At 68.7% G+C, this 13,246-nt stretch carries 12 protein-coding genes; 7 read left to right on the plus strand and 5 right to left on the minus strand.

The window, feature by feature from the left end:
- The first annotated feature begins 55 nt into the window (after positions 1-55).
- The 7 genes from GGR03_RS19870 to GGR03_RS19900 all read left to right on the plus strand — a co-directional run bounded on the left by GGR03_RS19870 (position 56) and on the right by GGR03_RS19900 (position 8,099).
- Entirely contained in the window at positions 56-961 is a 906-nt protein-coding gene (locus GGR03_RS19870) for a hypothetical protein (RefSeq protein WP_183210500.1), read from the plus strand.
- A 109-nt stretch (positions 962-1,070) separates the two neighbouring features.
- A complete protein-coding gene (locus GGR03_RS19875) occupies positions 1,071-2,123 on the plus strand; it encodes a cytochrome-c peroxidase (protein WP_183210501.1) in 1,053 nt (350 codons plus the stop codon).
- A complete protein-coding gene (locus GGR03_RS19880) occupies positions 2,120-2,608 on the plus strand; it encodes a pseudoazurin (protein WP_183210502.1) in 489 nt (162 codons plus the stop codon). Before GGR03_RS19875 ends, GGR03_RS19880 begins: the two co-directional genes overlap by 4 nt.
- Positions 2,609-2,823: 215 nt before the next feature.
- Entirely contained in the window at positions 2,824-4,077 is a 1,254-nt protein-coding gene (locus tag GGR03_RS19885) for a sarcosine oxidase subunit beta family protein (protein WP_183210503.1), read from the plus strand.
- An 8-nt stretch (positions 4,078-4,085) separates the two neighbouring features.
- Positions 4,086-4,415, plus strand: a complete 330-nt coding sequence (locus GGR03_RS19890) for a sarcosine oxidase subunit delta (protein ID WP_183210504.1) — start codon at positions 4,086-4,088, stop codon at positions 4,413-4,415.
- Entirely contained in the window at positions 4,412-7,393 is a 2,982-nt protein-coding gene (locus tag GGR03_RS19895) for a sarcosine oxidase subunit alpha family protein (RefSeq protein ID WP_183210505.1), read from the plus strand. Before GGR03_RS19890 ends, GGR03_RS19895 begins: the two co-directional genes overlap by 4 nt.
- Complete coding sequence (locus GGR03_RS19900) at positions 7,386-8,099, plus strand: sarcosine oxidase subunit gamma (protein WP_246368258.1); 714 nt, start codon at positions 7,386-7,388, stop codon at positions 8,097-8,099. Before GGR03_RS19895 ends, GGR03_RS19900 begins: the two co-directional genes overlap by 8 nt.
- A gap of 4 nt (positions 8,100-8,103) precedes the next feature.
- Here the strand turns inward: GGR03_RS19900 and GGR03_RS19905 are convergent, their stop codons facing one another.
- The 5 genes from GGR03_RS19905 to GGR03_RS19925 form a co-directional block, all read right to left on the minus strand.
- Positions 8,104-8,718 carry a glutathione S-transferase family protein gene (locus GGR03_RS19905; protein ID WP_183210506.1) on the minus strand — a complete coding sequence of 205 codons (615 nt, stop codon included), beginning with the start codon at positions 8,716-8,718 and terminating at the stop codon, positions 8,104-8,106.
- An 80-nt stretch (positions 8,719-8,798) separates the two neighbouring features.
- On the minus strand, positions 8,799-9,380 hold the full coding sequence (locus GGR03_RS19910) for an NADPH-dependent FMN reductase (protein WP_183210507.1): 582 nt from the start codon (positions 9,378-9,380) through the stop codon (positions 8,799-8,801).
- Positions 9,381-9,418: 38 nt separating this feature from the next.
- Positions 9,419-10,552 carry a DUF1513 domain-containing protein gene (locus GGR03_RS19915; protein ID WP_183210508.1) on the minus strand — a complete coding sequence of 378 codons (1,134 nt, stop codon included), beginning with the start codon at positions 10,550-10,552 and terminating at the stop codon, positions 9,419-9,421.
- Positions 10,553-10,564: 12 nt separating this feature from the next.
- Positions 10,565-11,590 (minus strand): imelysin family protein, encoded by a 1,026-nt coding sequence (locus tag GGR03_RS19920; RefSeq protein WP_183210509.1) that lies wholly within the window; start codon positions 11,588-11,590, stop codon positions 10,565-10,567.
- An 83-nt stretch (positions 11,591-11,673) separates the two neighbouring features.
- Positions 11,674-13,203, minus strand: coding sequence for a di-heme oxidoreductase family protein (locus GGR03_RS19925; RefSeq protein ID WP_183210510.1), 1,530 nt, complete (start codon positions 13,201-13,203; stop codon positions 11,674-11,676).
- Positions 13,204-13,246 lie beyond the last annotated feature (43 nt).

Here is a 13,246-nt window from a genome sequence, read left to right on the forward strand (position 1 = left end):
CGAAACGGAAGACCAACGACCGGGCGTCGCGCGCCCGCTGACACGGCAGGGTGGCATGAGCGATATCAGGCGGGACAGGGACCGGGCGGCGGTGCTGGCTTCGAGCAGCGTCAGGCGCATTTCTTGGGGCGCCATCGCAGCCGGCACGCTGCTCGCGCTCGCCATCCAGTTCATGCTCGGCCTGCTGGGTCTCGGCATCGGCCTGTCGACCATCGACCCCGTCGGGAGCGGCAATCTCGATGCCAGCGCATTCGCTTCCGCCGGCGGCCTCTGGACCGTCGCGGTGGTGCTGATCGGCCTGTTCGCCGGCGCATTCGCGGCGGGGCGCTTTGCCGGGCAGCCGGAGAAGACCGACGCCGCCCTGCACGGCGCCGTCACCTGGGCGGCCTCGACCCTCCTCGTGATCTATCTGTTGACCAGCAGCGCGTCGGTCGTCCTCGGCGGCGCGTTCGGTGCCATCGGCAATTCCATCCAGGGTCTGGCACAGGCTGCGCAGACGATGGCTCCGGGAACGGCGGATGAAACGGCCGGGGCGCTCCGCGCCGAAGCCGAGCAGATGCTGCGACGGGCCCGGCAGGTGCCGCCTGCCGCCGCGCCGGAATCAGAGGGTGAGACGCCCCCGGCGGAAGCACCGCAACAGCCGAGCAGCGCGGAAGAGACCGCCACGGCCATCGCCGCGGTCATTGCCGGTATCGACGAGGCCGCGACGTCCGAGGAGCGGCAGGCGGCGGTCGACGCGATCGCCCGTGAAGCCGGCATTCCCGAGTCGGAGGCCCGCCAGCGCCTGCAGCGGTTCCAGCAGCGATACGACGAGGCGATCCGCACGGCGCGCCAGGCGGCGGATGCCGCGGCCGGCGCCGTCTCCACGGCATCCTTCGGCGCCTTCATCGCGCTCTTGCTGGGCCTCGTCGTCGGCGCCCTTGGCGGTCTGGCCGGCCGGCCGAGCCGCACGCTGGTCTGACGCCGCCCGGCCAGCGCGGTGTCCGAGCTGGCGTGGGTTGATCGAGATCAATGAACACCGTGATCGCGAATGCTGGTCTCGCAGATGCGAGATCACAAGGAGCGATACGATGTTTTCAAGCAGGAGCGTCTTGTTCGGCGTCGGCATGGTCGCGTGGGCGACGACCGCCGGCGCCAACGAATTGCGCGAGACGGCTGCCATGCTCTTCGGAGCAGTGCCGACAGCGGTAGCGGAAGTGCGCGGCGAGGCCGTGACGCAGGAACGGGTCGAACTCGGACGGATGCTGTTCTTCGATCCGCGACTGTCGAGCAGTCACATCATCAGCTGCAATACCTGCCACAATGTCGGGACCGGCGGCGCCGACAACGTCCCGACCTCGATCGGGCACGGCTGGCAGAAGGGGCCGCGAAACTCCCCGACGGTCCTCAACTCGGTCTTCAACATCGCGCAGTTCTGGGACGGGCGCGCACCGGACCTTCGCGAACAGGCCAAGGGTCCCGTGCAGGCCGGGGTCGAGATGGCGAGCACGCCAGAGCGCGTCGTGGCGACGCTGAAGAGCATGCCCGGCTATGAGAGCGCTTTCCAGGAAGCGTTTCCGGGCGAGAGCGACCCCGTGACCTTCGACAACATGGCGATCGCCATCGAAGCCTTCGAAACGACACTGATCACGCCGAATTCGCGCTTCGACCAGTTCCTGGCCGGCAGCGACGATGCGCTCGACGACCAGGAGACCCACGGTCTGCAGGTGTTCATCGACAGCGGCTGCGGCGCCTGCCACAGCGGCTCGAATTTCGGCGGGCAGGACTACTTCCCGTTCGGCGTGGTCGAGAGGCCGGGCGCCAGCATGCTGCCGCTCGGCGACAAGGGCCGCTTTGCCGTCACCCAGACCGCCGACGACGAATACGTCTTCCGGGCAGCGCCGCTGCGAAACGTCGAACTGACGGCGCCGTATTTCCACAGCGGACAGGCCTGGGACCTCGAGCAGGCCGTGGCGATCATGAGCACCAGCCAGCTTGGTACCGAGCTGGCGGAGGACGACATTACCGCGGTCGCCGCCTTCCTGCGCACGCTCACCGGCGAGCAGCCGACGATCGAATATCCGATCCTGCCGCCGAGCACGATCGACACGCCGAAGCCGGAATATATGGGAGCGCCACAATGACCGCGAACAACGCAATCGTCTCCGCCGGGAGACACGTCGTCGCCGCGGGCTTCATCGCGCTCGCCGGCCTCGCGACCAGCGCGGCGACGGCGTCCGCCGAGGAGCACGTGGTCGAGATGCTCAATCGCGGCGAGAGCGGCATCATGGTGTTCGAGCCCGCACTGGTCCGGGCCATGCCGGGCGACACGGTACGGTTCGTGCCGGTCGACCCCAGCCACAACGCGGTGAGCGTCGAGGGCATGATGCCGGCGGAAGCCGAGACGCTGGAAGGCGGGATGAACGAAGAGGTCGTCTACGCCGTCGAACAGCAGGGCGTGTACGGCATCCACTGCACGCCGCATTACGCGATGGGGATGGTAGCGCTGATCCAGGTCGGCGACGATCTGTCGAATCTCGACAAGGCGAGGGAAGCTGCGGCCAAGGCGCCCGGCCGAGCGAAGACGGTGTTCGCAAGGCTGTTCGACGAACTCCAGGCCAGCGAATGAAGGCTCGGCGCCCGGTCTTTCGCCGGGCGCCCACCCTGCATGGCGCCTATCGCGGCGGCTGCGTCATCGTCGGTCGCATTCTGAGCACGGTCGTGCGGCATCCCGGCTAGAGCTGTAAGGGCGTTCCGCCATTGCCTCTAGGGCTGGCGCAACGCTACACCAAAGCGATGGCTCGGCGCTCGCCGGGCCTCGGCCATGCGGACGCGAGGCGACAGATGCGACGATTTTCGGCCTTCGCCGTGGCGCGCGAGGCAATGCGCGGCCATTCGGGCTGGACCGAGCAGTGGGCCTCTCCGGAGCCAAGGCGCCAGTATGACGTGGTCATCGTCGGTGCCGGCGGGCACGGGCTCGCTACCGCCTATTATCTCGCCAAGGAGCATGGCATCACCGACGTCGCGGTGATCGAGAAGGGCTGGCTCGGCGGGGGCAACACCGGCCGCAACACCACGATCATCCGCTCGAACTATCTCTACGACGAGTCCGCGGCGCTCTACGACCACGCGGTCAAGCTGTGGGAAGGCCTGTCGCAGGACCTCAACTACAACGTCATGTTCTCGCCGCGCGGCGTCCTGATGCTGTCGCACAACGAGCACGACCGGCAGAGCGCCCAGCGCCACATCCACGCCAACCGGATCAACGGCGTCGACAACGAGTGGCTGACGCCGGAAGAGTGCAAGGCCTACTGCCCGCCGCTGAACATTTCGGCGAACACCCGCTACCCGGTGATCGGCGGCGCGCTGCAGCGGCGCGGCGGCACGGCGCGGCACGACGCCGTCGCCTGGGGCTATGCCCGCGCCGCCTCGGACCGCGGCGTCCACATCCTCCAGAACACTACGGTGACCGGCATCCGCCGCGACGCCAGCGGCGCCGTCGCCGGCGTCGAGACCTCGCGCGGCTTCATCGGGGCGCGAAAGATCGGCGTCGTTGCGGCCGGGCACACGTCGGTGGTCATGGACATGGCCGGCGTTCGCATGCCGATCGAGAGTTTTCCGCTGCAGGCGGTGGTCTCGGAGCCGGTGAAGCCGTGCTTTCCCTGCGTGGTAATGTCGAACACCGTGCACGCCTATGTCTCGCAGTCGGACAAGGGCGAGCTGGTGATCGGCGCCGGCACCGACCAGTACCCGTCCTATTCCCAGACCGGCAGCCTCTCGATCTTCAACCACACGCTGGACGCGATCTCGGAGATGTTCCCGATGTTCCGGCGGATGCGCATGCTGCGCACCTGGGGCGGCATCGTCGACGTCACGCCGGACCGCTCGCCGGTCCTGTCGAAGACGCCGGTGAAGGGGCTCTACGTCAATTGCGGCTGGGGCACCGGCGGCTTCAAGGCAACGCCCGGCTCGGGCCATGTCTTTGCCCACACGATCGCCCGCGACGAGCCGCATGCGATCAACGCCGCGTTCAGCCTCGACCGCTTCGAAACCGGCCGCTTCATCGACGAGGCGGCCGCCGCCGCCGTCGCGCACTAGGTAGAACGATGCTGCTGATCCACTGCCCCTATTGCGAGGACGACCGGCCGGAGCTGGAGTTCCGCCACGCCGGCGAGGCGCATGTCTCGCGGCCCTCGCAGAGCGTCGAGCCCGGCCGCGCCGTTGCCGAGGCGCTGTATCTGCGCACCAATACGCGCGGCGTCGTCTTCGAGCGCTGGCGGCACGTGCATGGCTGCGGCCGGTTCTTCAACGCCGCGCGGCATTCGGTGTCGGACGCGTTTCTCGCCTTCTACAAGGCCGGCGAGAAGCGGCCCGATATCGCTGCGGAGGATGCAGGCCCGGCTGTCGGACCGAGCAAGCCGGAGCCGCGCCCATGAAGTCGTTCCGATTGCCCGGCCTCGGCCGGCTCGCCGGCGCGCGGCGCGTCACCTTCAGCTTCGACGGCAACCGCCTGACCGGCCTCGATGGCGACACGCTCGCCTCGGCGCTGCTTGCCAACGGCATCCACCTCACCGGACGCTCGTTCAAGTATCACCGCCCTCGCGGCATTCTCGGCTCCGGCCCCGAGGAGCCCAATGCGCTGGTCGAGATCCGCCGGGACGCCGGCCGGCGCCAGCCGAACATCCGCGCCACGATGCAGCCGCTCTACCAGGGGCTGGAAGCGCATAGCCAGAACCGCTGGCCGTCGCTCGCCTTCGATGTCGGCGCCGTCAACGGCCTGTTCTCCCGCTTCCTCACGGCGGGCTTCTACTACAAGACCTTCATGTGGCCGAAGGGCTTCTGGCACCGGGTCTACGAGCCGTATATCCGCTCCGCCGCCGGGCTCGGCCGGGCGCCGGAAGAGGCCGACCCCGACCGCTACGACAACCGCTTCGCGCATGTCGACGTGCTGGTCGTCGGCGGTGGCCCGGCCGGCCTTGCCGCAGCGCTCGAGGCAGGCGAGACGGGTGCCGACGTGCTCATCTGCGACGAGGGGCAGAGCTTCGGCGGCTGGCTGAAGGTCGAGAGCGGCGTGCGGATCGACGGCGTGCCCGGCATGGAATGGGTCACGAATGCGCTCGCCCGGCTCGAGGCGATGCCGAATGTCAGGGTGATGCCGCGCACCACCGGCTTCGGCTACTACAACCACAACATGGTCGCGCTGGCCGAGCAGGTCACCGAGCATCTGCCGCATCCCGATCCCGCTTTGCCGCGCGAACGGCTCTGGCAGGTTCGCGCCAAGACGGTGGTGCTGGCGACCGGGTCGATCGAGCGGCCGCTGGTGTTCCCGGACAATGACCGGCCCGGCATCATGCTTGCCGGAGCGGCGCGGCTCTATCTCAATCATCACGGCGTGACGCCCGGCCTCAGGGTCGCTGTCTTCACAGCCCATGACGCGGCCTACGAGGCGGCCTTCGACTTGCGGCGTGCCGGGGTCGACGTGCCGGTCATCGTCGACCTGCGCGCCGAGCCGGGCGCCGGCCTTGCCGCCACGGCACGCTCGCTCGGCATCGAGGTGCTGGCCGGATACGGCGTGAAGAGCGTGCGCGGCAGGAACCGCATTCGCGGCTTCACGGTCGAGGACCTGCGCACCGGCGCCGACAATCGCGGCTTCGATTGCGACGCGCTGCTGATGTCCGGCGGCTTCACGCCTTCGGTGCATCTGTTCTCGCAATCGCGCGGCAAGCTCGCCTTCGACGCAGCGCTCCAGGCCTATGTGCCGGGCGAGGCGGTGCAGAATTGCCTGAATGTCGGCGCGGCCGCGGGAGAGTTCGACCTGGCCGATACGATCAGCCGAGCGCGTGCCGCAGGCCGTTCGGCGGCGACAGGCGAAGCTGGCAGTGCGGCACTGGTCGCCGTGGAGGGCGCAGCCCTGTCCGGTGGCGGCATGGCCGGCGCGACGCCGGCCGCGGGTCCCGGCAAGACCGTAAAAGCTTTCGTCGACTTCCAGAACGACGTCACTGCGCGCGACATTCGCCTTGCCGTCGCCGAGGGCTTCCGGTCGGTCGAGCACATCAAGCGCTTCACCACCAACGGCATGGCCACCGACCAGGGCAAGACCTCGAACATCCACGGGCTCGGGGTGGCCGCCGAGGCGCTGTCGCGGCCGATGCCGGAAGTCGGGCTGACAACGTTCCGCGCGCCGTTCACGCCGGTGACCTTCGGGACGATCGCCGGCTATGCGCGGGGCGAATTGTTCGATCCGACCCGCAAGACGCCGATCCACGACAGTGCCGCCGCGGAGGGCGCGGTGTTCGAGGATGTCGGCATGTGGAAGCGCGCCTGGTACTTCCCCCGCGGCGACGACAAGCACGCGGCGGTCGACCGGGAATGCCGCGCTGTGCGCGACGCGGCGGGACTGTTCGATGCCTCGACGCTCGGCAAGATCGAGGTCACCGGCCCGGACGCAGCGCGCTTCCTCGACCTCGTCTACGCGACGCCGCTGGCGAGCCTTGCCGTCGGCAAATGCCGCTATGCGCTGCTCCTGAACGAGGCGGGGTTTGTCATCGACGACGGCATCGTCGCGCGTCTTGCCGAAGACCGCTACCACGTGACGACCACGACCGGCGGCGCGCCGCGCGTGCTGGCCCACATGGAGGATTACCGCCAGACCGAGTTCCCAGAGCTCGCCGTGTGGACCACGTCGATCACCGAACAGTTCGCGGTGATCGCGGTGCAAGGGCCGAAGGCGCGGGAGATCGTTGCGCCCTTCGTCGAGGGTCTCGATATCGGCGCGGCAGCCTTCCCCCACATGAGTGTTGCGGAATGCCGCTTCATGGGGGTTCCCTGCCGGCTGTTCCGGGTCTCGTTCACCGGCGAGATCGGCTACGAGATCAACGTTCCGTCGGATTACGGGCGGGCGGTCTGGGACGCGCTGCGCGAGCGCGGCCGCGGCCTCGGTGCTGAGCCCTACGGCACCGAGGCGATGCACGTGCTGCGCGCCGAGAAGGGCTACATCATCGTCGGCCAGGAGACCGATGGCACCGTGACTCCGGCCGATGCCGGCCTTGGTTGGGCGGTGTCGAAGAAGAAGTCGGATTTCGTCGGTAAGCGCGGTCTGGAGCGACCGGACCTCTTCGCACCCGGCCGCAAACAGTTGGTCGGGCTCAAGACCGCAAACCCGCTGACGGTTCTTGAAGAGGGCGCGCAACTGGTCGCCGACCCGAACGAGCCCGTGCCGATGACGGCGCTCGGCCACGTGACCTCGGCCTATCATTCGGCGACGCTCGGCCGCTCCATCGCCATGGCGATGGTGCGGGACGGGCAGAGCCTGATGGGGCGGACGCTCTACGTGCCGATGCCGAAGGAGACGATCGCGGTGGAAGTGACGTCGTCGGTGTTCTTCGATCCGGAAGGGGAGCGGCTGCATGGCTGACGAGAAGAAGCCGGCAAAGCCGCGCGCGGCGCCACGCAGGAAGCCGGCCGATCCGGCCCCCGCAAGGCCTTCGAGAACCGCCAAGGTGGCGGGCACGGTCGATGCAAAGGCCATGGCGCCCGCGGCGTCGGCAACGACCGGTCCAACTGCTCGCCGCATGTCGCCGCTCGACGGCCGCTATGCCGGCGGACCCGGCGTGACCTTGACACCGCTCGGCTACCGTCGGCGGCTCAGCCTCCACGCGAGTGCTGAATCCTTGCCGGGGATAGGCGCGGCGCTCGGCCTCGACCTGCCGACGCGGCCGAAGGCGACCACCGTCAACGAGGGGATCGCTGCCCTGTGGCTGGGTCCGGACGAATGGCTGCTTCTCGACGACCGGGCCGCCCCTGGCGACGAGGGGGAACCCGGCACGATGTCGGCGTCCCTCGCCGCCGTGCCTGGGATTTCCATGGTCGATGTCTCGCAGCGAAATGTCGGGATCGCGATCGAGGGCCCGGCGGCCGAGGCCATAGTCGCGGCGGGCTGCCCGCAGGATCTGCGGCTCCGCAGTTTCCCGGTCGGCGCCGCCAGCCGGACGGTGCTGTCCAAGGCCGAGATCGTCCTGCGGCGCACCGGCGAGGAGCGCTTCGAGATCGAGTGCTGGCGCTCCTTCGCCGACTATGTCTGGACATTCCTGGAAGAGGCGGCGCGGGCTCCGGCCGTCTGAGCGATCAGGCGGGACGCATCGCCCGCCGATAGGCATCGCGGTCGGTGACCCTTTCGACATAGGCCTGGATCGCGGCGCTGTCCTGGATGCGCGGCGCGCCGAAACCGCCAGCCCAGGAGAGCTGCGAGCCGATATAGACGTCGGCGGCGGTGAACTGGTCGCCGACCAGATAGGTGTTGCGCGACACCGCCTGCTCCAGCGTGTCGATCACGTCATTGTAGCTGCCCCAGCCGACGGATCCCTTGGACAGCGGCGCGGCGCCCTTGCGCATCATCGTCTCGGTCAGTGCCGGCTCGAAGCAGCTGCCCCCGAAGAACAGCCAGCGATAATAGCTGCCTCGCGCGGAGGATCCGGGCTCCGGCGCAAGCGCCGCCGCCGGATAGGCTTCGGCGAGCCATGTCAGGATCGCCGCGGTTTCGGTCAGCACCGTGCGGTCGGCGAGGACCAGCGTCGGGATCTTGCCCATCGGGTTGATGGCGAGGAAGTCCGGCTTGCGGTTGTCGCCCGCCTCGAAATCCACCAGCACCGTCTCGTATTCGGCACCGACTTCTTCCAGCATCCAGCGGGCCGTCGCCGCACGGCTCATCGGATTATAGTAGAATGTGATCTTCCCCGGCATGTCCCGTTCCCGTATCGGCGCTCGATGGGTGGCTCTCAGACCGCTCGCTATCTGCCGTCATCGACCGTGTCGGCCACTGATCATTGCGGCACGCCATCCGCGTCACGCTTGGCCTTCAACGCCGTCGCATACCATTCGAACTCGTCGAGAAATTTGACGGCGGATCTGTCGATCCAAGGCTCGTTGGACGTCCCGTCCTCTTGCAGCGACTTGCCGATCGACGGAATGGCGAGAACCGAGGGCAGGCTCGACATGCCCATCTCCGCGAGGACCGGGCGCAGCGCGATCGCCGCCCGGACGCCGCCGAAGCGGCCGGCCGAGTAGCAGACGATGCTGGACGGCCGGTAGAAATATTCCTCGAGGAAATAGTCGAGCGTGTTCTTCAGCGCCGCCGGGATCGACTGGTTATATTCGGCGCTGACGATCATGAAGCCGTCGGCGCGGCGGTAGAGATCGGCCAGCCGCTCCAGCTTCTCCGGCGCCTCGCCGCGCGGATATTCCTTGTACATCTTGTCGAGCAGCGGCAGGTCGAGCTCCATCGGGTCCACCAGCACCGGCTCGTGGCCGCGCTCGCGCAGCTTCGCGATGATGAAGTTGGCCGCCTTGATGCCCTGGCGCTCCGAGCGCACCGAGCCGAGGATGACGGGAACGAGCAGGGACATGGGCGCGCCTTTATGATCGGGCGCCGATGGTCCGACGGTCAGGCGAGGGCGTCAAGCGCCAGGATGTGGTTGTCCCATTCGAGATCGGCGCGCGTGGGGCGGTCGTCCGCCTCAAGCCGCATCAGCTGGCCCGCGCCGGTGGTCGCCAGGAAGCCGCTGCCGTCGGGGGCGAGACCGCAGCCGTCGATTATGGCGTGGCGGCTGAGGATGTCGCCGGTCGCTGCCTGAAGGATCAGCGTCGTGTTGCCGACCGGCGAGGACACCGCCACGCGGGCGCCGTCGCGGCTGGTCGCGACCGAGCCGATATAGTTGCCGAGGCCGGCGAGGTCGCTCGGCGGCATCTTGCTCAGCGTCAGCGCTTTGCCGGCTTCGGCGAAGCCGACGAGGGGCGGAGCGTCCCCGGCCGGACCCTGGTACTGGCCGCCGAACCAGACGCGCTGTCGCGCGTCGACGGCGATATGGTGCAGCGAAAGCTTGTGCAGGCCCTGCGGCAGCAGCTGCTTGTCGATCAGCTCGCCGGTGCGCCGGTCGATGAAGGCGATGGAGGGCTCCATGGTCGGGATGTTGAGCATCTGCCGGCCGTAGTCGGGATGCGTCTCGATCCCGCCATTGGCAACGGCGATGGTCTCGCCGTCCGGCATCAGCAGCGCCTCGTGCGTGTCCATGCCGTGGGAGGGAAACTCGCCGATGCGGCGGTAGCCGGCGGCGACGTCGTAGACGCCGATCATGCCGCGGGCGCCGTCATAGTCATTCTCGGTGGCATAGAGCAGCGCGCCGTCGGGCGAGAAGAAGCCATGGCCGAAGAAGTGCCGTCCCTCGGGAGAGGTCAGCGTCTGGAGGGTGCGGCCGCTCGCCGGTTCGAACACCACCGCGAAGGTGCGCGGCCTTCGGGAGAAGACGACGGCTCGGCCGCTGATCCTGTCGAAGGCGATGTCGTGGCCGCGCTCCGGCAGGGTGACGGTGGAGACGATCTCGCCGCGGTCGGAGAACACCGCGCAGCCATAGCTGCCGTCGGGCCTGCGGCAGGAGGCGCCGAACAGTGCATCGGCGCGATCGAGTGCGGAGGCCGAACGGGGTCCCAGCCCGGCGACGAAGGCGGCGCCGACGCCCGCAAGGAAGCTCCGCCGGTCGACCTGCGGGCCCGGGCCGAGGGGGAGGGGACGGAACGCCATGCCGCGTCTCCTTCAGTCGCCGTCGAGCGAGGAGAACCCGCTCGACAGCCCGAGCGTTGGCGAGAGCTGGGCGTCGAATAGGTCCTGAAGGCTGCCGGTAACGATGAGCAGATAGGTCAGCGCCTGGCGCTGCGGTGACGCGACAGCATCGGTCAGCGGTTCGGACAGCCCCGCCAGCGTGCGGTCGGCATTGGCGAATTCGAAGTCGATGGAGGTTTCCATATAGGCCTGCGGCGCCGGCAGCAGGGCGGCCAGATCCGAGCCGGCGAAGAGATCGCGGAGGCCGTCGAAATTGCCCTGAAGCGAGGCCAGCGTCAGTCCGGATCGGCGGAAGATGAAGAGATTGGGCCTGGCTTCGGCAGCGCTCTTGCCCATTGCCGGGTTGAGCCGCAGGTCGCGGATCGCCTCCAGGCCGTGGACGAAGGTCCCGACGATCTCCTGCAGCGAGTCCGTCGGGCTGCGATAGGCGGGGTTTTCTGGTGCCGGCGCGGTCAACCGCGCGGTGATGCCGGTCTCGTCGGCCCAGGCGGCGTCGATGGACGAAGCGATCGCCGCGAGGTTCTGCGCGATGGCGAGCCCATAGGCGCAGCGGAATGCGCCGTCCGGCGTCGCCAGCGTCTCGGAGTCGGTGCCGTAGAGCACGAACTCCAGCGCGCCCAGGCCCTGCACGGCCACCGACTTGTCGGCCAGGCTATCGGCACTCGTCGCGGTCTGGTCCTCCGTCCCGAGGATCGCCTGGACCTGGCGCAGCGCGATGCCGCGCCGGTCCGGGAAGAACAGGATCTTCTCCAGACGGTTGTCTTCCACCACGGGGCCGAAGCGGACGAGCTCGATCCGCGACCACGCCCGCACGAGATCGCCGAAGCGCTCCTCGGCCGCCTGGCGGCTGTCGGTCCCTGGCATTTCGCACAGCGTCGCCATCGCCGAAGCCGTCGCGTCCGCCTGCTGGCGGAAGGCGGCGTAGCCGGGGCGGATGAACCCATCAATCACGTTGCGCACGACGACGAGGGAGGCGACCGGATCGGCTATCCCGGTCACAGGACCGGCCTCCTGCGCGGCGGCAGGTCCGGCGGCGAGGCAGAGCGCGAGGCCAAGAGCCGCGAGTCGTTTGATGTGCGTTCTCACAAGGACTCCAGGAAGGCGTGCAAAGCGTCGCGATCGGCCGCCGCCATGGCGGCGTAGGCGTCCCGGGCAGTCTGACCCTCGCCGCCATGCCAGAGGATTGCCTCGGCAAGGTTCCGGGCGCGGCCGTCATGCAGCAAGAACGTGTGGCCGTTGACCGTCTCTGTCAGGCCGATGCCCCAGAGCGGCTGGGTGCGCCATTCGCTGCCGTCCGCATCGCCGACCGGCCTGCCGTCGGCGAGACCCTCGCCCATGTCGTGCAGCAGGAAGTCCGAATAGGGCCAGATCAGCTGGAAGCGCTGGGCCTTGTCCGGCGCCTTGCGGGAGGTGACGAATTTCGGCGTATGGCAGGAGGCGCAGCCGGCGCCGTAGAACAGCTGCTTGCCCTGGAGGACGGCCGGATCGTCGACGTCGCGGCGGGCGGGTACGGCGAGGTTCTGGGAATAGAAAGTCACGAGATCGAGGATCGGGTCGGGGGCCTCGACCTCGCCCAGTCGCTCCTGAACGCCGGACGGCGCGTCGCGGCAGGCCTGCTGCGCGATCGAGCATTCGCCGAACGCGTCGGTGACCAGCGGCGTCGAAATGCCGATGTCGCCGGCAAAGGCCTCTGCCGTCTGCGACTTGATCGTCGGCACGGTGGCCTTCCAGCCAAAGCGGGCGAGCGTGAGCGAACCGGTCTCGGGGTCCCGGGCCATCGAGGCCTTGCCGGATATCCCGTCTTCATCGGCATCTTCGGGATCGGCGAGCGCCAGTATGTCGGCCGGCTCGATCTGCTCGACGAGGCCGAGCCCGATCATCGGCGGCGCGATGCGCGGCGACAGCATCACGTCCGGATCGAGCGGGCCGTAGGCGAGGTCCTCCACCCGGTAGCTTGGCCGGCGCAGGCTGACGACGGCGCCGTCGGCCAGCGTGACGGGCTCTTCGACGTAGTCGATCGCCATGCGGCCTTCGCCCTCGAGGCCCGGCACGGCGAAATGCTGCAGTTGGCCGCCATAGGTCGGCTCGGGGATCCGGGTCAGTTCGCGGTCGGCGAGCTTCTGGCGTTCCTCGTCCGTGCGCGGCGGCACCGAGAGGCGCAGGAACATCGAGACGGCCGTCTCGCCGTCCGCCGGCGGCCGGCCGCGGCCATCCTTCAGATGGCAGCTCTGGCAGGCCCTGGCGTTGAACAGCGGGCCTAGCCCGTCCGACGCCTCGGTGGAGGACGGCGAGGAGACCCAAAGCTTGCGAAACAGCGCATTACCGAGCTTGAAGCGGTCTTCGCCCTCGAAGGTCTGGTTGGCGGAGATGTGGCTGAAGGAGTCGCGGTTGACCAGCTTCTGGGACGTCGCGGCACCTGCGGGCATCGCCTCGAAAGCCTCGGGGCGGGAGAACTCGGTGGTCGGGGCCGTGACCTTCGCCACCCGGGCGCGATCATTCGGCGTCAGGTCGCCACGGACCGGCCGGTCGAGTCCCACGGCCGAGGTCAGGTTCAGCGCCGCCGGCAGCACGATGGCCGCAGCGATCACCGTCATGCGTGCGGCAAGCCGCATTCAACTCTCCCGATTGCCTTACCGATCTCGCCGGCGATGCGGG

This window comes from Aurantimonas endophytica, assembly GCF_014196845.1.
Classification (GTDB): domain Bacteria; phylum Pseudomonadota; class Alphaproteobacteria; order Rhizobiales; family Rhizobiaceae; genus Aurantimonas; species Aurantimonas endophytica.

Excerpts from the sequence above, each read along its gene's own strand:
- GGR03_RS19870 (WP_183210500.1), top strand. The coding sequence starts at position 56 with ATGAGCGATATCAGGCGGGACAGGGACCGGGCGGCGGTGCTGGCTTCG.
- GGR03_RS19875 (WP_183210501.1), top strand. The coding sequence starts at position 1,071 with ATGTTTTCAAGCAGGAGCGTCTTGTTCGGCGTCGGCATGGTCGCGTGG.
- GGR03_RS19880 (WP_183210502.1), top strand. The coding sequence starts at position 2,120 with ATGACCGCGAACAACGCAATCGTCTCCGCCGGGAGACACGTCGTCGCC.
- GGR03_RS19885 (WP_183210503.1), top strand. The coding sequence starts at position 2,824 with ATGCGACGATTTTCGGCCTTCGCCGTGGCGCGCGAGGCAATGCGCGGC.
- GGR03_RS19890 (WP_183210504.1), top strand. The coding sequence starts at position 4,086 with ATGCTGCTGATCCACTGCCCCTATTGCGAGGACGACCGGCCGGAGCTG.
- GGR03_RS19895 (WP_183210505.1), top strand. The coding sequence starts at position 4,412 with ATGAAGTCGTTCCGATTGCCCGGCCTCGGCCGGCTCGCCGGCGCGCGG.
- GGR03_RS19900 (WP_246368258.1), top strand. The coding sequence starts at position 7,386 with ATGGCTGACGAGAAGAAGCCGGCAAAGCCGCGCGCGGCGCCACGCAGG.
- GGR03_RS19905 (WP_183210506.1), bottom strand. The coding sequence starts at position 8,718 with ATGCCGGGGAAGATCACATTCTACTATAATCCGATGAGCCGTGCGGCG.
- GGR03_RS19910 (WP_183210507.1), bottom strand. The coding sequence starts at position 9,380 with ATGTCCCTGCTCGTTCCCGTCATCCTCGGCTCGGTGCGCTCGGAGCGC.
- GGR03_RS19915 (WP_183210508.1), bottom strand. The coding sequence starts at position 10,552 with ATGGCGTTCCGTCCCCTCCCCCTCGGCCCGGGCCCGCAGGTCGACCGG.
- GGR03_RS19925 (WP_183210510.1), bottom strand. The coding sequence starts at position 13,203 with ATGCGGCTTGCCGCACGCATGACGGTGATCGCTGCGGCCATCGTGCTG.